Here is a 22790-nt window from a genome sequence, read left to right on the forward strand (position 1 = left end):
GTGTCCGTACGTGAACTGGTCGTCCTCGGCACCGCCAGCCAGGTCCCCACAAGGCACCGCAACCACAACGGCTATCTGCTGCGGTGGGACGGCGAGGGCATCCTCTTCGACCCCGGCGAGGGCACCCAGCGTCAGATGCTGCGCGCCGGGGTCGCCGCCCACGACCTCAACCGGATTTGTGTCACCCACTTCCACGGCGACCACTCCCTCGGCCTCGCGGGCGTGATCCAGCGCATCAACCTGGACCGGGTCCCGCACGAGGTCACCGCCCACTACCCGAAGTCGGGGCAGCGTTTCTTCGACCGGCTGCGGTACGCGACGGCGTACCGGGAGACCGTCCGGCTCACCGAGGCACCGGTCGCCGAGGACGGGGTCATCGCGCGCACCGGCGGCTACACCCTCCAGGCCCGCAAGCTCTCCCATCCCGTCGAGTCCTACGGCTATCTCCTCACGGAAGCCGACGGTCGCCGCATGCTCCCCGACCGCCTCGCCGCGTACGGCATCAAGGGGCCCGACGTCGGACGGATCCAGAGGGAAGGCTCCCTCAACGGCATCTCCCTCGACGACGTCAGTGAGGTTCGCCGGGGCCAGCGGTTCGCGTTCGTCATGGACACCCGCCTCTGCGACGGCGTCCACGCCCTCGCGGCCGGCTGCAACCTGCTCGTCATCGAGTCGACCTTCCTCGACGAGGACGAGCAACTCGCCGTGGAGCACGGCCATCTGACCGCCGGTCAGGCCGCGAGGGTGGCCCGCGACGCCGGCGTACGGCATCTCGTGCTCACGCACTTCAGTCAGCGGTACTCCGAACCGGAGGAGTTCGAGCGGCAGGCGCGGGCGGCCGGCTACGAGGGCGAGCTGACCGTGGCCCACGACCTCCTGCGGGTCCCGGTTCCGAAACGGCGATAAAGCGGCCGTACGATGCTCCGATGTCCCTCCCCAAAGCTGAACTGCACCTGCACATCGAAGGCACCCTGGAGCCGGAGCTGGCTTTCGAGCTGGCCGCGCGCAACGGCGTCGAGCTGCCGTACGCCGACACGGACACGCTCCGCAAGGCGTACCGGTTCGAGGACCTCCAGTCCTTTCTGAACCTGTACTACGAGCTCATGGCCGTCCTGCGCACCGAGCGGGACTTCGAGGACCTGGCGAACGCCTATCTCGCCCGGGCCGCGGCGCAGGGGGTGCGGCACGCGGAGATCTTCTTCGACCCGCAGGCGCACCTCGCGCGGGGCGTGGAGATGGGGACGGTCGTGGAGGGGCTGGGGCGGGCGCTGGCCCACAGCGAGGCCGTGCACGGTGTCTCCACGCAGCTGATCATGTGCTTCCTGCGGGACGAGTCCGCGCAGTCCGCGCTCGAGACCCTCGAGGCCGCCAAGCCGTATCTCGACCGGATCGTCGGTGTGGGGCTCGACTCCGCCGAGGTGGGGCATCCTCCGGTGAAGTTCCGCGAGGTGTACGAGGCCGCGGCGGAGCTGGGACTGCGGCGGGTGGCTCACGCCGGGGAGGAGGGGCCGCCGGAGTACATCGTCGAGGCGCTGGACGTGCTCGGGGTGGAGCGAATAGACCATGGGCTGCGGTGCATGGAGTCTGAGGAGCTGGTCGCGCGGCTGGTGCGGGACCGGGTTCCGCTGACCCTGTGCCCGTTGTCCAACGTGCGGCTTCGTACGGTCGATGTGCTCGCCGACCATCCGTTGCCGGCGATGCTGGACGCCGGGTTGCTCTGCACGGTGAACTCCGACGACCCGGCGTACTTCGGGGGGTATGCGGGGGACAACTTCGACGCGGTGCGCTCGGCGCTGGGCCTGGGCGAGGAACGGTTGCGGGAGCTGGCCCGCAACTCCTTCCTCGCGTCCTTCCTGGAGCACGATGAGGAGCTGCGGGCCCGGTACCTTGCGGAAGTTGACGCGTACGAGTTCTGAGGTGGCACCGGCGGCACCTATGCGGCCGTTGCCTTGTCGTACGCCTGGGTCTCCACCGGGATCTGCACCACCGGCAGCGTGCGCCTGCCCGCACCCGTCGCCACCGCCGTCATCGGTACGGCGATCAGCAGCAGGCCGACGGCCAGGACCGTCCCCATCGCCGGGAAGCCGGCCTGTGTGGCCAGCAGGCTGCCGGTCAGCGGGCCCGCTGCCGTGCCCAGAGAGGACGCCGAGCCGACCAGGACCGCCCAGCGGCCGCGGGGGTCCAGGGAGGCGGCCAGGCCGATGACGTACGACAGGACGATCGGGTAGAGCGTGTTCCACGCGATCTCGCCGGACGCGAAGGACGTCAGGTCGGTCGCCGAGGCACTGAGGGTGATGCAGGCGGCGATGAGGACGGTGCCGCCGCCGATGGGGAGCGCGCGGCCGAGGCGCGGGCCCAGGGCGCCCGCGCCGACGACGCCCAGCAGGCCCGCGCCGAGGGCGATCGCGAAGACCGCGCCGACCGTCGCCTCGGAGAGGTGGGCCTGGGTGAGGCCGATGCGGCCGCTGACGCCCCAGAGGGCGTTCTGGGCGAGGGACCAGCAGAGCAGGGTGCCGGCGAGGAGGAGGCCGGCCCGGGGGCGGGGGAGCGGGGCACGCGTCTCCTGGCTTCGGGCGGGGGCCGTGGCGAGGGGGAGACGGCCCGTCAGGGGCCAGACCGCCAGCGCGGTGAGGGCGATCGCGGCCAACGGCCGGCCGTGACCGGGGCCCAGGTGGGGGACGGTCAGGTACACGGCGCCCGCGAGTGCGGAGACGCAGAGGAGGCCGACCGTCGTGGTGCGGTGCGGGTCCGGCTGGGCGGCGATGCCGGTGGCGGCCACCGCCGTCGACGTACCGGATCCGAAGCCGCCGATCAGCGCGCCCACGACGACGGCCGGGACGGCGTGGGCGAGGGCGGCGCCGCCGTAGCCGAGGACGGCGAGGGTGAGGCCGATGCGGGCGAGGGTGCGGGGGCCGACGCGGTCGACGCGGGAGGCGAGCAGGAAGCCTGCCGCCGCCGAACTCAGCAGCAGCGCGCTGCCGACGGCACCCGCCTCGGTGGCGGTGAGCGGAAGCCCCGAGTCCAGCCTGCCGACCGTGGTCGGGAGGAGGTAGGGGGCGAGGTACCCGGCCGTGAAAAGGGCAACGAGGGGCCAGGGCAGGGTGGTGCGGGCGGACACGGGCGTTCCCAGGGCATGCGAAAGAAGCGGCTCGAAAAGGGGGGTGGCGCAGGCCGTCGACGGACAGGAACGCGCGAAGAATTTGTATCAAGCACGCGGTTGCGGAAGAAGCCCGGGCTGCGTGATGTGGCTCACGTTTCGTTTGGGGCGAGGGAAGTCGGGTAGACAAGCGCGCTTCACTGCCCGCCTAACGCCAACCGGGGGCGCCCCCCGCGCCCGGTGCCGTCGCCTCGATCTTGACTCTGATCTCGCGCATCACCGCGATGATCTGCTGCTCGTGGTCCGGCGTCAGACGGGCGACCGGGACCGAGCAGCTGATGGCGTCCTGCGCGGGGGAGTCGTAGCGCAGACAGAACCCGAAGCCGACGATGCCGAGGACGCCCTCCTCGCGGTCGATCGAGTAGCCGCGTGCGCGAACCTCGGCGAGGTCCGCCAGCAGGGACTCGCGAGTGGTGTGGGAGTTCGGGGTGAGTGCCTCGTACGGCCCCTCGGGGAGCCTCTCGTCGGGCCACTCGGCCAGCAGTGCCTTGCCCAGCGCGCCGACGTGCGCGGGCAGCCGGCGGCCGACCCTGCTGATCGTCCGCAGGTACTCGTGCGACTCGCGCGTCGCCAGATAGGCCACGTCCCGGCCGTCGAGCCGGCCCATGTGGATCGTCTCGCCCAGCGCCTGGGACGCCTCGTCGAGATACGGCCGTACGACCCGCACGCGTGGGTCGGAGTCCAGATAGCTGGTGCCGGTGAGCAGGGCGTGGATGCCGATGCCGTAGAGCGAGCCGGTGATGTCGGTGCGGACCCAGCCGCGCGAGATCAGGGTCTGGAGCAGCGCGTACATCGAACTGCGCGGCACCGCCAGCGCGTCCGCGAGCTCCTGGAGCCGTGCCGGGCGGTCGCCGCGCGCGGCCAGCAGTTCGAGGAGCTCGACGGTGCGGGCCGCCGACTTCACCTCGCGGACGCCACCTGTCTCTGACATGCGCCGATGGTAATCGGCCCGCCAAACCCCGCGCCGACCCATTGACGGACCCGATTCGCCTATCTAATCTCCATCTCCATACGTAGATTTCGTCTACATGGGGAGATGAGCGAGGGTGACCCTCGACCTGGACACGGCCCGACGACTGCGGGACGGCATGGCACGCGGTGTGCTGTCGTTCCCGCTCACGAGCTTCCACGACGACGGCACCCTCGACCCGGACGGCTTCCGCACGCATGTCGCCGCCCAGATCGCCACCGGCCCCGGCGCGCTCTTCCCGGCCTGCGGCACCGGTGAGTTCTTCTCGCTGGACGAGGACGAGTACCGGCAGGTCGTCACCATCGCGGTCGAGGAGGCCGGCGGCCGGCTGCCCGTCGTCGCCGGCATCGGCTACGGCTGGGCGCAGGCCGTTCGTTTCGCCCGGATCGCCGAGGAGGCGGGCGCGGACGCGCTGCTGGTCCTCCCGCACTACCTGGTCGCCGCCCCGCAGGACGGTCTGGTCGCGCAGCTGGAGCAGATCGCGGTGCGGACGCGGCTGCCGCTCATCGCCTACCAGCGCGGCCAAGTCGCCTTCGGCATGGACGCGTTCAGGCGGGTCGCCGAGATCCCCGGTGTCATCGGCCTCAAGGACGGACACAGCGACCTCGACCGGCTCCAGCGCCTCACGCTCGCCGCCCCCGAAGGCTTCCTGTTCTTCAACGGCGCCTCCACCGCCGAGATCCAGGCCCGCGCCTACACCACCGTCAACGTCCCCGCCTACTCCTCGGCCGTCCACGCCTTCGCCCCCGAGATCGCGAACGCCTTCTTCACCGCCCTGCGCGACGGTGACGAGGGCGACGGCACGGTCGGGAAACTGCTGCGCGACTTCTACGTTCCGCTCGTCGAACTCCGCGACCGCGTACCCGGATACGCCGTCTCGCTGGTGAAGGCGGCGGCACGGCTGCGGGGGCGCCCGGTCGGGCCCGTGCGCGCGCCGCTCACCGATCCGTCGGCCGCCGACCTGGCGGACCTCGAGCGGCTGCTGGCCTCCGGACTCGACCTCGTAGGAGCCGACCTGTGAACCTCACGATCACCGACGTCCGCCTCACACCGATCCTCGTCGCCGATCCGCCCCTGCTGAACACGCAGGGCGTCCACCAGCCGTACACCCCCCGGCTGATCGTCGAGGTCGAGACCGCCGACGGGGTCACCGGGGTCGGGGAGACGTACGGCGACACCAAGTACCTGGAGCTGGCAAGGCCGTTCGCATCGAAGCTGATCGGACGTCAGGTGGGTGACCTGAACGGGCTGTTCACCGTCGCGGATCAGGTGACCGTCGATTCCTCCCGGGTCTCCGGACAGGTCGACGTCGGCGGGTTGCGAGGGGTGCAGACGGCCGACAAGCTGCGGCTGTCCGTGGTCTCCGGGTTCGAGGTCGCCTGCCTCGACGCGCTGGGCAAGGCCCTCGGGCTGCCGGTGCACGCCCTGCTTGGGGGCAAGGTGCGCGACGCGGTCGAGTACAGCGCGTATCTGTTCTACAAGTGGGCCTCTCACCCTGAGGGCGTCGCCTCCGAGAAGGACGACTGGGGGGCGGCTGTCGACCCCGCGGGGGTGGTGGAGCAGGCCCGGTTGTTCACGGAGCGCTATGGCTTCACGTCCTTCAAGCTCAAGGGCGGGGTGTTCCCGCCGGACGAGGAGATCGCGGCGGTCAGGGCGCTGGCCGAGGCGTTTCCCGGGCACCCGTTGCGGCTCGATCCCAACGGGGCCTGGAGCGTGTCGACTTCGCTGAAGGTGGCCGCGGAGCTCGGCGATGTCCTGGAGTATCTGGAGGATCCCGCGCTGGGGACGGCGGCCATGGCCGAGGTCTCCGCCGGGACCGATGTCCCGCTGGCCACCAACATGTGTGTGACGACCTTCGCGGAGATCAAGGAGGCGTTCGCCCGGGACGCGGTTCAGGTGGTGCTCTCGGATCACCACTACTGGGGCGGGCTGCGGAACACCCAACAACTCGCCGCGATCTGCCGGACGTTCGGGGTGGGAGTGTCCATGCACTCCAACACGCATCTGGGGATCTCGCTCGCCGCGATGACGCATGTCGCGTCCACCGTGCCCAACCTTCACCACGCCTGTGACTCGCACTATCCATGGCAGTCGGAGGACGTGCTCAGCGAGCGGCTGACGTTCGAGGGCGGGGCCGTGAAGGTCTCCGACGCGCCCGGCCTCGGTGTCGAACTCGACCGGGAGAAGGTGGAGTTCCTGCATCGGCGGTGGCTCGATGACGACGGTTCGCTGCGGGAGCGGGACGACGCCGCGGCCATGCGGGTGGCCGAGCCGGGGTGGGTCACGCCGGTTGTGCCTCGCTGGTAGCGCTGGAGGGGGCTGCGTGCGGACGTGCGGTCCCTCTCGCCGCGTTCAGGGTTCCGCCGACCCGCGGCGGGGGTCGTGACGAGCGGATTCGGACGCGGACGGAGAGGGCCCCGGCGGTCACCGCTGCCCCTGGAGCCCCTGGAGCCCCACCCGGCGCGCCCGGACGGCGCGCCCGGGACCTGCGACGGCCTGACGTGGCGGGCGGGTCGCAGGTGAGCGCCGACGCGTTGTCGGCCGTGTGGTGCAGACTGGCCTGATCCGCACCACGTCCAGGGAGCGCACCGTGATCGCGTCCAACGCGTCCACCGGAAAGGGACCGTCGCACTTCGGAGGGACCGGGCACGGCCAGGCCCGGGTCGACCCTCTCGCAGCTCTGCGCGTATCCGACGATCCACCCTGGGACGTCTATCTCACCGGCACCGTGTTCCTCGACATCATCTTCACCGGGCTCGACTCCGCCCCGGTGCGCGGGACCGAGTCCTGGGCGCGCGGGATGGGGTCGAGCCCCGGCGGAGTGGCGAACATGGCCACGGCCCTGGCCCGGCTCGGGCTGCGCACCTCACTGGCCGCGGCCTTCGGCGACGACCACTACGGCGAGTACTGCTGGGACGCCCTCGAGCAGGGCGAGGGCATCGACCTCTCCCCGTCCCGGACGGTCCCCGGCTGGCACTCCCCGGTCACCGTGTCGATGGCGTACGAGGGCGAACGCACCATGGTCTCGCACGGCCACGAGCCGCCCCCGGAGGCCGTGCTCGTCCAGGAGGGCGCGCCTGACTGCCCCCCATGCGCGCGTGCGGCGGTGGCGTCCCTGGAGCCGGGAAAGCGTGCCCCCTGGATCGCTCAGGCGGCACACGAGGGCACCCGCATCTTCGCCGACGTCGGCTGGGACGAGACCGGGGCGTGGGACCTGGCGGGCCTCGCCGACCTCGAACACTGCGAGGCCTTCCTGCCGAACGCGCAGGAGGCGATGCACTACACCGGCGCCACCTGCCCCCGGGAGGCCGCCCATGCCCTCACCGAACACGTACCGCTCGCCGTGGTCACCCTCGGCGCGGAGGGCGCGTACGCCGTGGACCGGCGTACCGGGGAGACCGCCGAGGTCCCGGCGATCGAGGTCCAGGCGCTCGATCCGACCGGCGCCGGGGACGTCTTCGTGGCCGGCTTCGTCACCGGCACCCTCGCGGGCTGGCCGCTGGCGGACCGCCTGGCCTTCGCCGGCCTGACCGCCGCGCTCTCCGTCCAGGAGTTCGGCGGCTCCCTCTCCGCGCCGGGCTGGTCCGAGATCGGCGCCTGGTGGCGCAAGGTCCAGTCCGTCGACTCCCAGGACCCGACCGCCCTGCGCCGGTACGCCTTCCTGGCAGACCTGGTCCCGGAGGAGGAGTCCCCGGTCTGGCCCCTGCGACGGGCGGTACCGACGATCGGATTCGGCCGGTCGGTCTGAGGGCGGGCCGGAGGTATCGCCGCCGGCCGGTTCTGTCCCTGCGGCTCGTCGGTGTCGGGGGGGGGGGGGGGCGGTGTTGCGGTGGGGGCGGCCTGCTTCCGCGGGCTCGGCGGGGAGGCGGGGCCTGGTGGTGTCGCGGCTGGGTGGTCCGTGTTCCTGGCTCGTTGACGGTGACGGAGGTGGCCGGGCGGTATCACCGCTGGTCGACCTGTCCCTGCGGCTCGTCGAGGAGGTCGAGGTCGGGCCCCTGTCGCCTCGGGCGGTCCGGCTCCGCGGCACCTGGAGCAATGGTTCGTCAGTGCCCGGCTGTCCGCTCCAGCACCGACACCACCTGCTCCCGGACCACCTCGCGGGCCGCGGCGGGCAGCGCCCCGATCGTCGTACCGCTCAACACGTCGAGCACGCTGTCCGCGCCGGCGTCGCAGGGCACGCTCTCGCTCAGGAACTCGTAGCCGTCGCGGACGGCGACGCGCAGGACCGGGCGGTCGTCCGCGTGGACGGCCGTGGCGACGACCAGGGGCGGTGGGCCACCCGGAGCCTCGGCCACCTTGCGGTAGCCGCTGACGAGTGGATCGCGCCAGTGCAGGCTCAGCAGCAGCGGCTTCTTGGCCAGCAGCTCGGCGAGGTCGACCTCGAACGGCCCTTCCGCCGCCAGCACCTGCGCCCGGGCGTCCAGGACGAGCGCCGCGGGCAACAGACAGCGCAGGGTGCTGCCGACGATGTTCCCGCCGACCGTGGCGGCCCGGCGCACGGCCCCGGTGCCGATGCCGGCCGCGGCCCGGTGCAGCACCTCCGGCACCCGCTCGTCGATCCGGTGCAGCAGGACCGCCGCCCCCACCTCCCCGGCCCCGAGGACGTTCGCCTCCGGCACCTCGCGCAGCGACACGGCCTGCTCGGGAAAGCCGTCGTGTTGCCAGGCGGCCCACACCAGCGTGGCACCGCCGACGGGTACAGCCCCGTCGGTCAGACACTCCTGTGCCTCGGGCAGGGACGTGGGCAGACGCAGCAGCACGGTCTTCCTTCTTCGCACAGTCGAGGACTTCGAACACACGGGGCAGTGAGCGCATTCTTTCCGGGGCCCCGGGGGAGCATGCAGGGCTCACCGCTGCATTCGGGGCGCCCCGACCGTCGAAAAGCCCTACGGCGTTGTCAGTGCACCGTCGTACCCTTGAAACCGCGAGGCCGCCTTCCACTGCGCGGCCATGACGAGGAGGAACCGCAGGCGTTGAGCGCCGGCCCATGACTCAGACACCCACAGGTCACAGCCCCGCGCAGGGGCAGGCGAGAGCACAGTTCACGGTCCCCGCCCAGCACCCCATGGTCACGGTCCTGGGATCCGGCGACTCCCTCCTGCGCGTCATCGAGAAGGCCTTCCCGGCGGCCGACATCCATGTCCGGGGAAACGAGATCAGCGCGACCGGCGAGGCGGCGGACGTCGCCCTCGTCCAGCGCCTGTTCGACGAGATGATGCTGGTGCTCCGCACCGGACAGCCGATGACGGAGGACGCAGTGGAACGCTCGATCGCCATGCTGCGAGCGAGCGAGAACGGGACGAGCGACGGCCAGGAGACCCCGGCCGAAGTGCTCACACAGAACATCCTGTCCTCGCGCGGCCGCACCATCCGCCCCAAGACCCTCAACCAGAAGCGGTACGTCGACGCGATCGACAAGTACACGATCGTCTTCGGCATCGGCCCCGCCGGCACCGGCAAGACCTACCTCGCCATGGCCAAGGCGGTGCAGGCCCTGCAGTCCAAGCAGGTCAACCGCATCATCCTGACCCGCCCGGCGGTCGAGGCGGGAGAGCGGCTGGGCTTCCTGCCCGGCACCCTCTACGAGAAGATCGACCCCTACCTGCGCCCGCTGTACGACGCCCTGCACGACATGCTCGACCCGGACTCGATCCCGAAGCTGATGGCGTCGGGGACGATCGAGGTGGCGCCGCTGGCGTACATGAGGGGTCGTGCGCAGCCTGTCTTCACGAACGTCCTGACTCCGGATGGTTGGCGTCCCATCGGCGACCTTCAGGTCGGCGACCTGGTCATCGGCTCGAACGGCGAACCGACCCCGGTCCTGGGTGTCTACCCGCAGGGCGAGAAGGACGTCTACCGCGTCACGGCCCAGGACGGCTCCTGGACCCTGTGCTGCGGCGAGCACCTCTGGACGGTGCGGACGCGCGACGACAAGCGACGTGACAAGCCGTGGCGTGTCCTGGAGACCCAGGAGATGATCGGCAACCTTCGGGCGGCGCACTACCGCCGGTACGAGCTGCCGATGCTGACGGAGCCGGTCAGCTTCCCCGAACGTGAGGTCCCCATGGACCCGTACGCGCTCGGGCTGCTGCTGGGCGACGGTTGCCTCACGGGTTCCACCACTCCGTCCTTCGCGACGGAGGACCGTGAGCTCGCCCAGGCACTGGAGGCCGCGCTGCCCGGTGTCACGCTGCGGCACAGGAGTGGACCGGACTACGTCCTCAACCGGATCAAGTCACCCGGTGATGTCGTCACCCTGGAGAATCCCGTCACGCGGGTCATGCGCGAGCTGGATCTCCTGCGTACTCGCTCGCACACCAAGTTTGTCCCGGACGACTACCTGTACAACTCTGCCGAAGTCAGGCTGGCAGTTCTCCAGGGCCTGCTTGATTCCGACGGGGGACCGGTCACGCAGAAGGACCGTACATGCCGGGTGCAGTTCTCGACCGCGTCGATCCTCCTGCGTGACGACGTCATCGCCTTGGTCCAGTCGCTCGGTGGCGTCGCCTACACACGCCGTCGCCTCGCCGAAGACCGCAAGCAGGGGACGGCTCTGGCGGCCCACCGCTACGACACCCATGTCGTCGACATCCGTCTCCCCGAGGGCGTCGAACCCTTCCGCCTGGCCCGTAAGCGCGACAAGTACCACGCAGCCGGAGGCGGCGGACGCCCGATGCGGTTCATCGACAGCATCGAGCCCGCGGGCCGGGAGGAGACCGTCTGCATCCAGGTGGCGGCCGAGGACTCGCTGTACGTCACGCAGGACTACCTGCTCACGCACAACACCCTCAACGACGCCTTCATCATCCTGGACGAGGCCCAGAACACGAGCCCCGAGCAGATGAAGATGTTCCTCACCCGCCTCGGCTTCGACTCGAAGATCGTGATCACGGGTGATGTGACGCAGGTCGACCTGCCCAGCGGCACCAAGTCGGGGCTGCGCCAGGTCCAGGACATCCTGGAGGGGCTCGACGACGTGCACTTCTCCCGCCTGTCCTCCCAGGACGTCGTACGGCACAGGCTGGTCGGCCGTATCGTCGACGCGTACGAGAAGTACGACAACGAGAACGGTACGGAGAACGGCACCCACAAGGGCGGCCGGAACAAGCGGAAGTAGACAAACCAGCACCATGTCGATCGACGTCAACAACGAGTCCGGAACCGAGGTCGACGAGCAGGCGATCCTCGACATCGCCCGCTACGCGCTCGCGCGGATGCGTATCCACCCGCTCTCCGAGCTCTCGGTGATCGTCGTGGACACCGACGCCATGGAGCAGCTGCACATCCAGTGGATGGACCTGCCGGGGCCCACCGACGTCATGTCCTTCCCGATGGACGAGCTCAGGCCGCCCAGCAAGGACGACGACGAACCCCCGCAGGGCCTCCTCGGCGACATCGTGCTGTGTCCCGAGGTCGCCAAGCGGCAGGGCGAGGAGGCCGAGACGCAGCACTCCATGGACGAGGAGCTCCAACTCCTCACCGTCCACGGCGTGCTGCACCTTCTCGGGTACGACCACGAGGAGCCGGACGAGAAGGCCGAGATGTTCGGTCTGCAGGCGGCGATCGTGGACGGGTGGCGGCAGGAGAAGGGGCTCACCGGCCCGTCCCCCGCGCCGACCGTCTCATGAGCCTGCCCCTCGTCTCCGGCGCGATCGCCCTGGTCGTCGTCGCCTGGCTCGCCGCCTGCGCGGAGGCGGGCCTCGCGCGCGTCTCCAGCTTCCGCGCCGAGGAAGCCGTACGCAACGGCCGGCGCGGCAGCGCCAAGCTCGCGCAGATCGCCGCCGACCCGACCCGGTATCTCAACGTGGCGCTGCTGGTGCGCGTCGCGTGCGAGATGGCGGCGGCCGCCCTGGTCACCTACGCCTGCCTTCAGCAGTTCCCGGGCACCACCCGCGCCCTGCTGGTCGCGATCGGGGTCATGGTGCTCGTGTCGTACGTCGCCGTCGGCGTCTCCCCGCGCACGATCGGGCGTCAGCACCCGCTCAACACGGCGACCGCGGCGGCGTACATCCTGCTCCCGCTGGCCCGGATCATGGGTCCGATCCCGTCGTTGCTGATTCTCATCGGCAACGCGCTCACCCCCGGCAAGGGCTTCCGCCGCGGCCCGTTCGCCTCCGAGGCGGAGCTGCGCGCGCTGGTCGACCTCGCCGAGAAGGAGTCGCTGATCGAGGACGAGGAGCGCCGGATGGTGCACTCGGTCTTCGAGTTGGGCGACACGCTGGTGCGGGAGGTCATGGTCCCGCGGACCGATCTCGTCGTCATCGAGCGCTACAAGACCATCCGCCAGGCGCTGACCCTCGCTCTGCGCTCGGGCTTCTCGCGTATCCCCGTGTCCGGGGAGAGCGAGGACGACATCGTCGGGATCGTGTATCTGAAGGACCTGGTCCGCAAGACGCACATCAACCGGGACGCCGAGTCCGAGCTGGTGTCCACCGCCATGCGGCCCGCGGCCTTCGTGCCCGACACCAAGAACGCCGGTGACCTGCTGCGCGAGATGCAGCAGGACCGCAACCACGTCGCCGTCGTCATCGACGAGTACGGCGGCACGGCCGGCATCGTCACGATCGAGGACATCCTCGAGGAGATCGTCGGCGAGATCACCGACGAGTACGACCGCGAGCTGCCGCCGGTGGAGGATCTCGGCGACGACCGCCACCGGGTCACCGCCCGCCTCGACATCACCGACCTGGGCGAGCTGTACGGGCTCGACGAGTACGACGACGAGGACGTGGAGACCGTCGGGGGGCTCCTGGCGAAGGCGCTGGGCCGTGTGCCCATCGCCGGGGCCTCCGCCGTCGTCGAACTTCCGGACGGCCGGCAGCTCCGCCTGACCGCGGAGGCCGCGGCCGGACGCCGGAACAAGATCGTGACGGTTCTGGTGGAGCCGGTGGGCGCGGCCGGAGCGGCCGAAGAGGAGAAGGAGTCCGAGTGACCCCTCAGGAACTGCGCACCCTGTGCCTGTCCTTCAACGCCGCGGTGGAGGACTTCCCGTTCAGCCCGGAGATCTCGGTCTTCAAGGTGCTCGGCAAGATGTTCGCCCTGAGCTGGATCGACGCACGGCCCCTCAAGGTCAACCTCAAGTGCGACCCGGAGGACGCGATCCGGCTGCGCACCGACCATCCCGGGCTGATCGCCCCCGGCTACCACATGAACAAGCGCCACTGGAACACCGTCACCGTCGACGGCGAACTCCCGGACCGTCTGGTCCGGGAGCTCGTCGAGGACTCGTACGACCTGGTGGTGGCTGGTCTACCGCGCGCCGACCGGCTCCGCCTCGACCGCCCCTGAGCGCACCCGCAGTCCCGTCGCGACCAGGACCGCCGCCGCCAGGACGATCACCGTGTCCAGGGCGAGGACCGTGTGGACGCCGGAGAGCAGGTCGTCCGAGGTGGTGGCGAGGACGCCCAGCAGCGGGATGCCCACGGTGAGGCCGACCTGCTGGGTGGAGGTGACCAGGCCGGTGGCCAGGCCCTGCTCCTCGTCCGGGACACCGGAGGTCACGGTGATGCCGTACGAGATGATCGCGCCGAGGTGGCACATGCTGGCCAGGGAGACGGCGGCCGTGGCGAGCCAGACGGACCAGCTCCCGGTGCCCAGGCCCAGCAGGGCGGCGATCAGGGTGCCCTGGCCGACGAGCGAGCCGACCAGCGTGCGGCGCGGGCCGAAGCGGCCGATGACCCTGGGGGCGTAGGTGCCGGCGACCGCCGACAGGACGCCCTGGACGCCGAACCAAGAGTGAGCGGCATCGTGAGCTGCGCGAGTTCCTGATGAGCCAGCGGGCGCGGGTCTCGCTCGCCGACGCCGGGCTGCCGGACGGCTGGGCGCGGCGGCGCACGCCCGGACTGCGGCGCGAGGAGGTGGCGGTGCCGGGTGCTGCGGCTGAGCAACGCCGAGCGGCGGCATCTGTACGTCCTTGCCGGGCTGAACCCGCCCGCGCCCGAGCCTGCCGCGGAACACGGCTGTGAGGGGCTGCTGCGGCTGATCGACGCGTGGATGCCGTATCCGGCGCACATCATGGACGCGTACTACAACTGCGTGCTGTACAACGAGGCCGCGGGCTGGGTGCTCGGTATGCGGCCGGAGAACCGGCTGTTGTGCGTGGAGTCCACGGCGATGCGGGTGCCGGCCCGCCCCGACCTGACGGTCGTGCTCCACACCCCCCTGGACGAGGCACACACCGCGGCCAAACTGGAGTGGCTGGCCTCACCGGAGGGGCGACGAGGGGCGAGGTGTCCGGTTGCGGGGTGAGGTGTCCGGTAGGGGTGTCCCCGGCCCTGGCCGGCGGACCCGTGGCAGCCGGTGACCCGGGGATGGGGGCACACCCCGTGGCCTGAGCCAACCCGGGGTTCGTGGGCGTACCCCAGGGTGACCCCGTGGCGCGGTCCGGGCCGGAGTGCTTCGTATGCTCCTGTCATGACCGACAACAGTGCGCTTGACCCCGAGGACCGCAAGATCGTCACCCTGGCTCGTTCGGCACGGGCTCGTAACGGGGTGCCCGAGGGGGCGGCCGTACGGGACGACACCGGGCGGACGTATGTCGCCGGGACGGTGGCTCTTCCCTCGTTGCGGTTGAGTGCTTTGCGGACGGCGGTGGCGATGGCCGTGGCGTCGGGGGCGAAGTCCCTGGAGGCGGCGGCCGTGGTGACGGACGCCGAATCGGCCTCCGACGAGGACCGGGCCGCAGTCCGGGATCTGGGCGGCCCGCAGACTCCGGTGCTGGTGGCAGGGGTCGACGGCACCGTGCGGAGCACCGTGACCGCAGGCTGATACCCCCGGTAACACTTGGCCGGAATTCCGGCTTGCCGTCCCCCGTCCCACGCGCATCAATGGAACCGGAAGTTCCGACGGACCGTCAGATCCAGCTCGCGCGGCGTCCCGCACCACGCCCGTGGAGCCCCGCCGTCCGTCGGGACGCACCCCCCGTCCATCCCCACATGGCAGTCCCCACCACGGGAAGGGAACCGGATTCCATGAAAGGCAAGCGCACAGGCACGGGTGCGGCACTGGCCGTCGGCACGCTCGCGGCCCTCGGACTCGCGTTCGCACCCACCGCCCTGGCCGTCACCCCGGACACCGCGACCATCGACGCGGACTGTGGCCTCTACGGCAGCGGCCAGGCCACCCTCACCGCCACCCAGGACGGCACCGCCGCCACCGTCACCGTCACCTCGGCGATCAACGCGCCGCTCGCCCTCGACGAGGACTCGATCGCCTCGACCCTCACCTTCGTGAACGCGAACGGCGGCACCACCACCTTCACCGGCACGGAGAACCCCGCCATCGCGGCCGGCGATCCTGTCACCGTCGGCCCGCTCAACGGCACCGTGGCGTCCGGCGACAGCCTGGAGTCGTACGGCGGTTCGCTCCAGATCGTCGTCTTCGGGATCACCGTCACCTGCACGGCGACCGGTCCGCAGTCGCCCGGACCCTTCGTGTTCGACTGATCCTCCCGGCGCGCCCCGTGGTTGCCGCAGAAACTGACAGCTCGTCAGGTTTCTGCGGCAACTCCATTGACTTCTCACGCGATCCACACATCAATGCCCCCTGTCGGCACAGGACTTCAGGAGCTTCCGGAGGGGGCACATCCATGGGTTCGACGACTCGAAGACGCCGTCTGGCGTCCTTTATCGGGGCGACCGCGCTCGCGGTCACCGCGGGCGGCGCACTGGCCTGTCCGGCCGGTGCCGCCACCAACGTGGACTTCGCCACGCACTGCATCCCGCCCGCGGTCGCGGGCATCCCGCCGATCGACGGCACCACGACGGCCTCCATCGCCGTGGACAACACCAGCCCCAAAGTGGGCGACACCGTCACCGTGACCTACACGGTGGTCAAGCCGGCCGCCAGCAACCCCACGGCCATCGCACTGCCGGCCGACATCATGACGCCGACGGGCAAGATCACCCTCGGCGGCGCCCAGACCGGTGCCGTGACGGTCGCCGGACCGAAGAAGAACGACCCGGTGCCGGGCAACGGCGCCTTCCCGTCGTTCTCGATGACCGGCACCTTCAAGGTCACCTCACCCGGCGCGATCACCCTCTCGCCCGGCGACTACAACATCCACACCAGCTACATCCTCGAACTCGACACGCCCTGCACGGTGATCACCCCGCCCGCCCCGGTATCCGAGACGGTCACCGCGACGGACACGAACCCCGTCAACGAGCGGGACATCGCGCTGGGTTCGGCCTCCGGGAAGCCCGGTGACAGCGTCACCGTCACCGGCAGCAAGTTCACCCCGGGCGCGACGGTCACCCTGGCCGGGCGGTCCGGCGCCGCCCAGACCGCGGACACCGCCACCGTCACCGCCAACTCCTCGGGTGCCTTCAGCGGCTCGCTCGTCGTCAACGACAAGACGACGACCGGTGTCGTGGCATACGAGGGCAGCGCGTACAGCGACGCCAAGGGGGCGGGGCCGAAGGCGTACGTCGTCATCGACGACACTCCCGTTCCGGACGGCAGCCAGAAGGTCACCACCACGGTGAAGGCGGGCACGCTGTCCATGTCCCAGGCCGGGGACGCCGTCAGCCTCTCGGCGGTGGACTACGGCAAGGGCGGGGCCTCGACCGGTGACCTGAACAAGGTGACCGTCCAGGACTTCCGCGGCGGACCCGCCGGCTGGTCCCTCACCGGCAAGGTCACCGACTTCACCGGACCCGGCGCCAAGATCGACGCCGGTGCGCTGAGCTGGAGTCCCGCCTGCGCCACCAAGGCGGGCAGCCCGAGCACCTGCCAGGCCGGTTCCACCGGCGCGGTCGGATCCTCGGGAGCGACGCTCGCGTCCACGCCCAACGGCACGCTCACCGGCGGTGAGTTCACCGTTGGCGCCGGACTCTCCCTGAACGTACCGGCGTTCACGCCTCCCGGCACGTACTCCGGCGTTCTCACCCTCACGCTCAGCTGACCGTACGGGCGCCCGCACCCGCCCGTCCGCCTCTTGGGGGTCCGCACCCATGCGCAAGCTGTACGTCCTCATCCTGAGCCTGTTCCTGGTCACCGCCGCCGCACCCGCGCACGCAGCCGACAACGGCAGCTGGTCCGTGTACCCCGCCGCCTCCCAGATCGCGGCGCGGCCCTACTTCTACCTCTCCGCCGACCCCGGGCAGACCATCGACGACAAGGTGGTCGTCACCAACAAGACCGGTCGGCCGCTGACCTTCCGGCTCTACGCCGCCGACGCCTACAACACCGCCCGCGACGGCGGTTTCGCCGTGCGTACGGTCGCCGAGAAGCAGCGCGGGGTGGGGGTCTGGGCGAAGCCCGCGAAGTCCCGGGTGACCGTCGCCGCGCACGGCAAGGTCATCGTGCCCTTCACGCTGTCGGTGCCCGAGGGTGCCGAACCGGGCGACCATCCCGGCGCGTTGGTGGCGCTGGACGAGCGGATCGACAAGGGCGACGGCGCGGTGGCGCTCGGTGTGCAGCGGGCCGTCGCCGCGAGGATCTATCTGCGGGTGGGCGGACCGACCGTGCCGGCGATCGCCGTCGAGGACGTCCGCGTCAGTCATCACCAGCCGCTGGTGCCGGGGTTGGGGGACAGCGGTGCGACGATCTCGTACACCCTGCGCAATACCGGCAACGTCACCCTGGACCCGAAGGTGGAGCTGCGGGCGACGGGGTTGTTCGGACGTACGTTGCTCGCCCGCGAACTCGCCAGGATCCCGGGGGAGTTGCTGCCCGGGCAGCGGGTGCGGCTGAGTGAGCCGTGGCGGGGCTCACCGCAACTCGACTGGGGCGACGTGAAGTTGACGGCGAGCGCGAAGGACACGCGGGAATCGGCGAGCGCGTCCTTCTTCGCCCTGCCGTGGCTGGTCGCGGTGATGCTGCTCGTGGCGGTGATCGTGGGCGTGGTGTTGTGGGTGCGTTTGCGGCTGCTGCGCCGTGAGGCTGGGCGTGCTCACGCGGCGGAGCCGCACATCGACACAGCCCCATGCCCCTGAAAGAGGCGCGTCACCTACCCCTTGTTCAGAGCGCGTCCGGCCCGCGCTCGCCGGTCCGGACCCGTACGACCGTCTCCACCGGCAGCGCCCACACCTTGCCGTCACCGATCTTGCCGGTCCGGGCGGCCCTGACGATGGCGTCGATCACCGGGTCCGCGTCGGCGTCGTCGACGACGACCTCGATGCGGACCTTGGGCACCAGATCGACCTGGTACTCGGCGCCGCGGTACACCTCGGTGTGGCCGCGCTGACGGCCGTAGCCGCTGGCCTCCGTCGCGGTCAGACCATGGACGCCGATCTCCTGGAGTGCGGTCTTGACCTCGTCGAGGCGGTACGGCTTGACGATCGCGGTGATGAGCTTCATGCCTGGGTCTTGACCTTCTGGGCGGAGGGGACGGAGGACGCGCCGACCGGGGCACCGTGGCCCAGGACGCCGTGATCGTATGCGGTCTCGGCGTGCACCGTAAGGTCCAGGCCGGTGTGCTCGTGCTCCTCGTCGGCCCGGAAGCCCAGCACCTTGTCGATCAGCTTCCCGAGGCCGTACGTCACCAGGAAGGCGTACGCCCCCACGGCGACCACGGCCACCAGCTGCTTGCCGAGCTGGGCGAGCCCGCCGCCGTACAGCAGTCCCTCCGTGCCGCCGGTCATCTCCTTCACGGCGAATACGCCGATCAGGAGCGTGCCGATGACTCCGCCGACCAGGTGGACGCCGACCACGTCGAGCGAGTCGTCGTAGTTGAGCTTGAACTTCCAGCCCACCGCGTAGGAGCAGACGACACCGGCGGCGAGGCCGACGACGAGCGCGCCGAGGAGGGAGACCGAGCCGCAGGACGGGGTGATCGCGACCAGGCCCGCGACCGCGCCGGACGCGGCGCCCAGGGTGGTGGGGTGGCCGTCGCGCTTCTGCTCGACGAAGAGCCAGCCGAGCAGGCCGGTGCAGCCGGCGGCGAGGGTGTTGAGGAAGGCCGCGGCCGCGAGGCCGTTGGCGCCGAGAGCCGAGCCCGCGTTGAAGCCGAACCAGCCGAACCAGAGCAGGCCCGCGCCCAGGATGACCATGGGAAGGTTGTGCGGCCGCATCGCGTCCTTCTTGAAGCCGAGACGCGGGCCGAGCACGAGCGCGAGGGCGAGACCGGAGGCACCGGAGGTGATTTCGACGGGCAGACCGCCCGCGAAGTCGAGGGCGCCGAGCGTGTCCAGGACCCACCCGCCCGGGCCCCACACCCAGTGGGCGACGGGAACGTATACGAGCAGTGCCCAGACCGGGACGAACACCAGCCACGCCCCGAACTTCGCGCGGTCCGCGATCGCGCCGCTGATCAGCGCGGCCGTGATGATCGCGAAGGTGAGCTGGAAGGTGGCGAAGAGGAGGGTGGGGACGGTGCCGTGGACGCTGTCGGGGCCGAGGCCGCTCATGCCGGCGTGCTTCAGGTCGCCGATCAGGCCGCCGAACGTGTCGTCGCCGAAGGCGAGGGAGTAGCCGGCGGCCAGCCACACCACCGTGACCAGGGCGATCGACACGAAGCTCATCATCAGCATGTTGAGGACGCTCTTCGTGCGGACCATGCCGCCGTAGAACAGGGCGAGGCCCGGGGTCATCAGCAGGACGAGGGCGGTGGCGGCGAGGAGCCAGGCGGTGTCACCGGTGTCGATGCCTTGTGCGGCGAAGGACATGGAGGTCTCCAACGAGGTGGGGGCTCGTCAGAGGGTCACTGGTGTGCGTTTCCGGTTGTGCACGAGGGTGTTTCCGCCGTGTTTCATTGCGCTGGGGTTTCCGGAAGCTCACGGTCGGGCCGGTGTGCGGGCGCCTGTGCGGCGGGGCTCTGTGGATCAGGGAGAATGGGGCGCATGAGCGTTCGCAGTCAGTCATCCGAGCCGCCGGCATCGTCGGAGGCACCCCACCGCGCCGGCTTCGCCTGCTTCGTGGGCCGCCCCAACGCGGGCAAGTCCACCCTTACGAACGCTCTGGTCGGCCAGAAGGTGGCGATCACCGCGAACCAGCCGCAGACCACGCGGCACACGGTACGCGGAATCGTGCACCGGCCCGAGGCCCAGCTGATCCTGGTCGACACCCCCGGACTGCACAAGCCGCGCACGCTGCTGGGGGAGCGGCTCAACGACGTCGTGCGGACGACCTGGGCCGAGGTCGACGTGATCGGCTTCTGTCTGCCGGCTAACGAGAAGCTCGGGCCCGGTGACCGTTTCATCGCGAAGGAACTTGCGGGGATCAAGAAGTCCCCGAAGGTCGCGATCATCACGAAGACGGACCTGGTCGACTCCAAGACCCTGGCCGAGCAGCTGATCGCCGTCGACCAGCTCGGCAAGGAGCTGGGCATCGAGTGGGCGGAGATCGTCCCGGTGTCGGCGACCGCGAACAAGCAGGTCGACCTGCTGGCGGACCTGCTGATCCCGATGCTTCCCGAGGGCCCGGCGCTCTACCCCGAGGGCGACCTCACCGACGAGCCCGAGCAGGTCATGATCGCGGAACTGATCCGCGAGGCCGCGCTGGAGGGCGTCCGCGACGAGCTCCCGCACTCCATCGCGGTGGTCGTCGAGGAGATGCTCCCCCGCGAGGACCGCCCCGCCGACAAGCCCCTCCTCGACATCCACGCCTTCGTCTACATCGAGCGCCCCAGCCAGAAGGGCATCATCATCGGCCCCAAGGGCAAGCGCCTCAAGGAAGTCGGCATCAAGTCACGCAAGCAGATCGAGGCGCTCCTCGGCACCCCGGTCTTCCTGGACCTTCACGTCAAGGTGGCGAAGGACTGGCAGCGGGATCCTCGGCAGTTGCGGAAGCTGGGGTTCTGAGGGGGGCGGTCGGCGTCGGGGGTCGCGGGCAGGTCGAGGCGCTGGCACGTCGGCCGCGCGGCGGTAGCCGCGTGTGGATGCAGCCTGCGGTTCTAGGGGGTCGCCGCCTGTGGGGACAGGTCCTGCAGGCCCACCACCCTGAGCAGTTGGAGTCGTTCGTACGCCTCCGTGCCGGGGCGGGCCGTGTGGACCACCAGGAGGTGGTGGTGTTCGTGGCTGACCATGACCTCGCAGTCGAGGTCCAGTAGGCCGACCACGGGGTGGACGAAGCGCTTCGTCGCCTTGTTGCGCTGGGACACCTCGTGCTCGTCCCACAGGCGTGCGAACTCCTCGCTGGCCGCACGGAGTTCGGCCACCAGCGCGGTCGGTTCCGGATCGTCGGGGCGGGCCGCGGCCACCGCGCGCAGGGTGGCGACCTGGGTGCGCGCGTGGTCCGCGAGGTCCTCCTCGGGAAAGAGCGTGCGCGCGGTCGGGTCCAGGAAGAAGCGCCGGACCAGGTTGCGGTCGCGGCGCGGGCGGGACATCACATCGCCCACCAGGGCCCTGGCCATCGCGTTCTGCGCCAGCACCTCGCCACAGTCGTTCACCACCTGCGCCGGGGTGTCGTGCAGCCGGTCCAGGATCAGCAGCAGCCCCGGGCGGACGTGCGCCGACGCCGTCTCGCGGCGCGGGGGCTCCTCGCCGGTCAGGTGGAACAGATGGTCCTGCTCCACGTCGGTCAGGCGCAGCGCCCGGGCCAGCGCGGTCAGCATCTGACGGGACGGGCGCGGACCACGGGACTGCTCCAGTCGCGTGTAGTAGTCCACCGACATCCCCGCCAACTGCGCCACCTCCTCGCGGCGCAGACCGGGCGTGCGGCGCCGGGCGCCCGGCGCCAGACCCACGTCGGACGGGTTCAGCCGGGCGCGGCCACGGCGCAGGAAGTCGGCGAGTTCGGCTCGGTTCACCCCTCCAGCGTGCGGCACCCCGTCCGGCTTATCCAGGGACTGCCGATCCCCCGATCAAGAGGTCTCTCCCGGTGCCTGCCCGGCCGTTCCACGCTGGTCCGGACGAGAGGAGCACAACATGCTGACTTTGGTGACAGGTACGACGGGACAGGTCGGCCGGCGCTTCGTGCCCAGGCTGCTGGCGCAGTCCCGGCCGGGGGAGCAGGTACGGGTGCTGGTGCGGGACACGGCCCGCGGTGAGCCCTTCGCGGAACTCGGCGCCGAGGTCGTCGTAGGAGATCTGCGCGACACCGACGTCCTCGGCAAGGCCGTCGCGGGCGCCGACGCGGTCGTGAACGTCGCCGCGGCCTTCCGGGGCGTGCCGGACGAGGAGGCCTGGGCCGTCAACCGGGACGCGGCCGTGGAGCTGGGCCGTGCCGCGGTGGCCTCCGGCGTTCGGCGGTTCGTGCAGGTCAGCACCGGCCTTGTGTACGGCGAGGGGCGGGGGCGCCTGCTGACGGAGGAGGACGAGAGCCGGCCCGGCGGTTCCATGTGGGGTGCCTATCCCGCGTCCAAGGCGGAGGCCGAACGGGAGCTGTTCGGGCTGGAGGGGCTCGACGTGCGGGTCGGGCGGCTTCCCTTCGTCTACGGCGAGGGGGATCCGCATCTCGCCCAGTCCCTGATGTGGGCGAAGAACTGGGCGTCGGCCCAGCGGCTGCACATGGGGCACCATGCGGATGTCGCCCAGGGGCTGCTGCGGATCCTGCATGCGCCGGGGATCGCGGGCCGGGTGTACAACATCGCCGACGATGCGCCCGTGACGGCGGTGGAGCTGCATCAACTCAACGGGGTCGAGATTCCGGGCGAGTCGTACGAGCGGGTGGATCCCGATCCGTGGCTGGTGATCATGTCCACGGAGCGGATTCGGCGGGAGCTGGGGTATCGGCCGGTGTATCCGTCGGTTTATGCGGCTCGGGAGGCTGGGGCGCTGTAAC

The 22790-nt window shown here is 70.7% G+C and carries 21 protein-coding genes and 2 pseudogenes; 16 read left to right on the top strand and 7 right to left on the bottom strand.

The window, feature by feature from the left end; all coding sequences use genetic code 11:
- Both OG841_RS30730 and OG841_RS30735 read left to right on the top strand, forming a co-directional pair.
- On the top strand, positions 1-906 hold the full coding sequence (locus tag OG841_RS30730) for a ribonuclease Z (protein WP_328638554.1): 906 nt from the start codon (positions 1-3) through the stop codon (positions 904-906).
- A 20-nt stretch (positions 907-926) separates the two neighbouring features.
- Positions 927-1916, top strand: a complete 990-nt coding sequence (locus OG841_RS30735) for an adenosine deaminase (RefSeq protein WP_328638553.1) — start codon at positions 927-929, stop codon at positions 1914-1916.
- Positions 1917-1933: 17 nt separating this feature from the next.
- Here the strand turns inward: OG841_RS30735 and OG841_RS30740 are convergent, their stop codons facing one another.
- Positions 1934-3118, bottom strand: coding sequence for an MFS transporter (locus OG841_RS30740; protein WP_328638552.1), 1185 nt, complete (start codon positions 3116-3118; stop codon positions 1934-1936).
- Positions 3119-3305: 187 nt separating this feature from the next.
- Positions 3306-4088 carry an IclR family transcriptional regulator gene (locus OG841_RS30745; RefSeq protein ID WP_328638551.1) on the bottom strand — a complete coding sequence of 261 codons (783 nt, stop codon included), beginning with the start codon at positions 4086-4088 and terminating at the stop codon, positions 3306-3308.
- Positions 4089-4203: 115 nt separating this feature from the next.
- Here OG841_RS30745 and OG841_RS30750 point away from each other — a divergent pair, with 115 nt between their 5' ends.
- The 3 genes from OG841_RS30750 (at position 4204) to OG841_RS30760 (ending at position 7875) form a co-directional block, all read left to right on the top strand.
- Positions 4204-5148, top strand: a complete 945-nt coding sequence (locus tag OG841_RS30750; RefSeq protein ID WP_371567328.1) for a 5-dehydro-4-deoxyglucarate dehydratase — start codon at positions 4204-4206, stop codon at positions 5146-5148.
- Positions 5145-6434, top strand: a complete 1290-nt coding sequence (locus tag OG841_RS30755; RefSeq protein WP_328638549.1) for a glucarate dehydratase family protein — start codon at positions 5145-5147, stop codon at positions 6432-6434. Before OG841_RS30750 ends, OG841_RS30755 begins: the two co-directional genes overlap by 4 nt.
- A gap of 283 nt (positions 6435-6717) precedes the next feature.
- A complete protein-coding gene (locus OG841_RS30760; protein ID WP_328638548.1) occupies positions 6718-7875 on the top strand; it encodes a carbohydrate kinase family protein in 1158 nt (385 codons plus the stop codon).
- A 295-nt stretch (positions 7876-8170) separates the two neighbouring features.
- Here the strand turns inward: OG841_RS30760 and OG841_RS30765 are convergent, their stop codons facing one another.
- Entirely contained in the window at positions 8171-8887 is a 717-nt protein-coding gene (locus OG841_RS30765; protein ID WP_328638547.1) for an FAD binding domain-containing protein, read from the bottom strand.
- Positions 8888-9114: 227 nt separating this feature from the next.
- Here OG841_RS30765 and OG841_RS30770 point away from each other — a divergent pair, with 227 nt between their 5' ends.
- From OG841_RS30770 to OG841_RS30785, 4 genes are read left to right on the top strand one after another with little or no spacing between them, the layout of a single operon-like run.
- Positions 9115-11244, top strand: a complete 2130-nt coding sequence (locus OG841_RS30770) for a PhoH family protein (RefSeq protein ID WP_371567330.1) — start codon at positions 9115-9117, stop codon at positions 11242-11244.
- A 13-nt stretch (positions 11245-11257) separates the two neighbouring features.
- Positions 11258-11755, top strand: coding sequence for an rRNA maturation RNase YbeY (ybeY, locus tag OG841_RS30775; RefSeq protein WP_007381932.1), 498 nt, complete (start codon positions 11258-11260; stop codon positions 11753-11755).
- A complete protein-coding gene (locus OG841_RS30780) occupies positions 11752-13059 on the top strand; it encodes a hemolysin family protein (protein WP_328638545.1) in 1308 nt (435 codons plus the stop codon). Before ybeY ends, OG841_RS30780 begins: the two co-directional genes overlap by 4 nt.
- Entirely contained in the window at positions 13056-13415 is a 360-nt protein-coding gene (locus tag OG841_RS30785; RefSeq protein ID WP_328638544.1) for an MmcQ/YjbR family DNA-binding protein, read from the top strand. Before OG841_RS30780 ends, OG841_RS30785 begins: the two co-directional genes overlap by 4 nt.
- On the opposite strand, the pseudogene OG841_RS30790 reads toward OG841_RS30785, so the two are convergent.
- Positions 13377-13856: pseudogene (locus OG841_RS30790) on the bottom strand (MFS transporter); the annotation flags it as partial. The gene OG841_RS30785 and the pseudogene OG841_RS30790 sit on opposite strands and share 39 nt — an antisense overlap.
- Positions 13857-13894: 38 nt before the next feature.
- Here OG841_RS30790 and OG841_RS30795 point away from each other — a divergent pair.
- The 5 genes and pseudogenes from OG841_RS30795 (at position 13895) to OG841_RS30815 (ending at position 18064) form a co-directional block, all read left to right on the top strand.
- Positions 13895-14375: pseudogene (locus OG841_RS30795) on the top strand (hypothetical protein).
- A 165-nt stretch (positions 14376-14540) separates the two neighbouring features.
- Positions 14541-14894 (top strand): cytidine deaminase, encoded by a 354-nt coding sequence (locus OG841_RS30800; protein ID WP_328638543.1) that lies wholly within the window; start codon positions 14541-14543, stop codon positions 14892-14894.
- Positions 14895-15097: 203 nt separating this feature from the next.
- Positions 15098-15571: a hypothetical protein gene (locus tag OG841_RS30805; RefSeq protein ID WP_328638542.1), complete on the top strand. Its 474-nt coding sequence runs from the start codon at positions 15098-15100 to the stop codon at positions 15569-15571.
- A gap of 143 nt (positions 15572-15714) precedes the next feature.
- Positions 15715-17031: a beta-xylosidase gene (locus tag OG841_RS30810; RefSeq protein ID WP_328638541.1), complete on the top strand. Its 1317-nt coding sequence runs from the start codon at positions 15715-15717 to the stop codon at positions 17029-17031.
- 49 nt (positions 17032-17080) lie between these two features.
- On the top strand, positions 17081-18064 hold the full coding sequence (locus OG841_RS30815; protein ID WP_328638540.1) for a WxL protein peptidoglycan domain-containing protein: 984 nt from the start codon (positions 17081-17083) through the stop codon (positions 18062-18064).
- A gap of 25 nt (positions 18065-18089) precedes the next feature.
- On the opposite strand, the gene OG841_RS30820 is transcribed toward OG841_RS30815, so the two are convergent.
- On the bottom strand, positions 18090-18428 hold the full coding sequence (locus OG841_RS30820; protein WP_328638539.1) for a P-II family nitrogen regulator: 339 nt from the start codon (positions 18426-18428) through the stop codon (positions 18090-18092).
- Positions 18425-19735 carry an ammonium transporter gene (locus OG841_RS30825; protein ID WP_328638538.1) on the bottom strand — a complete coding sequence of 437 codons (1311 nt, stop codon included), beginning with the start codon at positions 19733-19735 and terminating at the stop codon, positions 18425-18427. Before OG841_RS30825 ends, OG841_RS30820 begins: the two co-directional genes overlap by 4 nt.
- A gap of 174 nt (positions 19736-19909) precedes the next feature.
- On the opposite strand from OG841_RS30825, the gene era reads away from it, so the two are divergent.
- On the top strand, positions 19910-20869 hold the full coding sequence (gene era, locus OG841_RS30830; protein WP_057615799.1) for a GTPase Era: 960 nt from the start codon (positions 19910-19912) through the stop codon (positions 20867-20869).
- A 92-nt stretch (positions 20870-20961) separates the two neighbouring features.
- Here era and OG841_RS30835 read toward each other — a convergent pair whose 3' ends face one another.
- On the bottom strand, positions 20962-21816 hold the full coding sequence (locus OG841_RS30835; RefSeq protein ID WP_328638537.1) for a helix-turn-helix transcriptional regulator: 855 nt from the start codon (positions 21814-21816) through the stop codon (positions 20962-20964).
- Between the two features lie 118 nt (positions 21817-21934).
- Here OG841_RS30835 and OG841_RS30840 point away from each other — a divergent pair, with 118 nt between their 5' ends.
- Positions 21935-22789 carry an NAD-dependent epimerase/dehydratase family protein gene (locus OG841_RS30840; RefSeq protein ID WP_328638536.1) on the top strand — a complete coding sequence of 285 codons (855 nt, stop codon included), beginning with the start codon at positions 21935-21937 and terminating at the stop codon, positions 22787-22789.
- Position 22790 lies beyond the last annotated feature (1 nt).

It is taken from the genome of Streptomyces canus (genome assembly GCF_041435015.1).
Lineage (GTDB): Bacteria > Actinomycetota > Actinomycetes > Streptomycetales > Streptomycetaceae > Streptomyces > Streptomyces canus_G.

Coding starts and splice junctions, on each gene's coding strand:
- OG841_RS30745 (WP_328638551.1), bottom strand. CDS start 4,088: ATGTCAGAGACAGGTGGCGTCCGCGAGGTGAAGTCGGCGGCCCGCACC.
- OG841_RS30840 (WP_328638536.1), top strand. CDS start 21,935: ATGCTGACTTTGGTGACAGGTACGACGGGACAGGTCGGCCGGCGCTTC.
- OG841_RS30800 (WP_328638543.1), top strand. CDS start 14,541: ATGACCGACAACAGTGCGCTTGACCCCGAGGACCGCAAGATCGTCACC.
- OG841_RS30805 (WP_328638542.1), top strand. CDS start 15,098: ATGAAAGGCAAGCGCACAGGCACGGGTGCGGCACTGGCCGTCGGCACG.
- ybeY (WP_007381932.1), top strand. CDS start 11,258: ATGTCGATCGACGTCAACAACGAGTCCGGAACCGAGGTCGACGAGCAG.
- OG841_RS30815 (WP_328638540.1), top strand. CDS start 17,081: ATGCGCAAGCTGTACGTCCTCATCCTGAGCCTGTTCCTGGTCACCGCC.
- OG841_RS30735 (WP_328638553.1), top strand. CDS start 927: ATGTCCCTCCCCAAAGCTGAACTGCACCTGCACATCGAAGGCACCCTG.
- era (WP_057615799.1), top strand. CDS start 19,910: ATGAGCGTTCGCAGTCAGTCATCCGAGCCGCCGGCATCGTCGGAGGCA.
- OG841_RS30820 (WP_328638539.1), bottom strand. CDS start 18,428: ATGAAGCTCATCACCGCGATCGTCAAGCCGTACCGCCTCGACGAGGTC.
- OG841_RS30770 (WP_371567330.1), top strand. CDS start 9,115: ATGACTCAGACACCCACAGGTCACAGCCCCGCGCAGGGGCAGGCGAGA.
- OG841_RS30825 (WP_328638538.1), bottom strand. CDS start 19,735: ATGTCCTTCGCCGCACAAGGCATCGACACCGGTGACACCGCCTGGCTC.
- OG841_RS30780 (WP_328638545.1), top strand. CDS start 11,752: ATGAGCCTGCCCCTCGTCTCCGGCGCGATCGCCCTGGTCGTCGTCGCC.
- OG841_RS30810 (WP_328638541.1), top strand. CDS start 15,715: ATGGGTTCGACGACTCGAAGACGCCGTCTGGCGTCCTTTATCGGGGCG.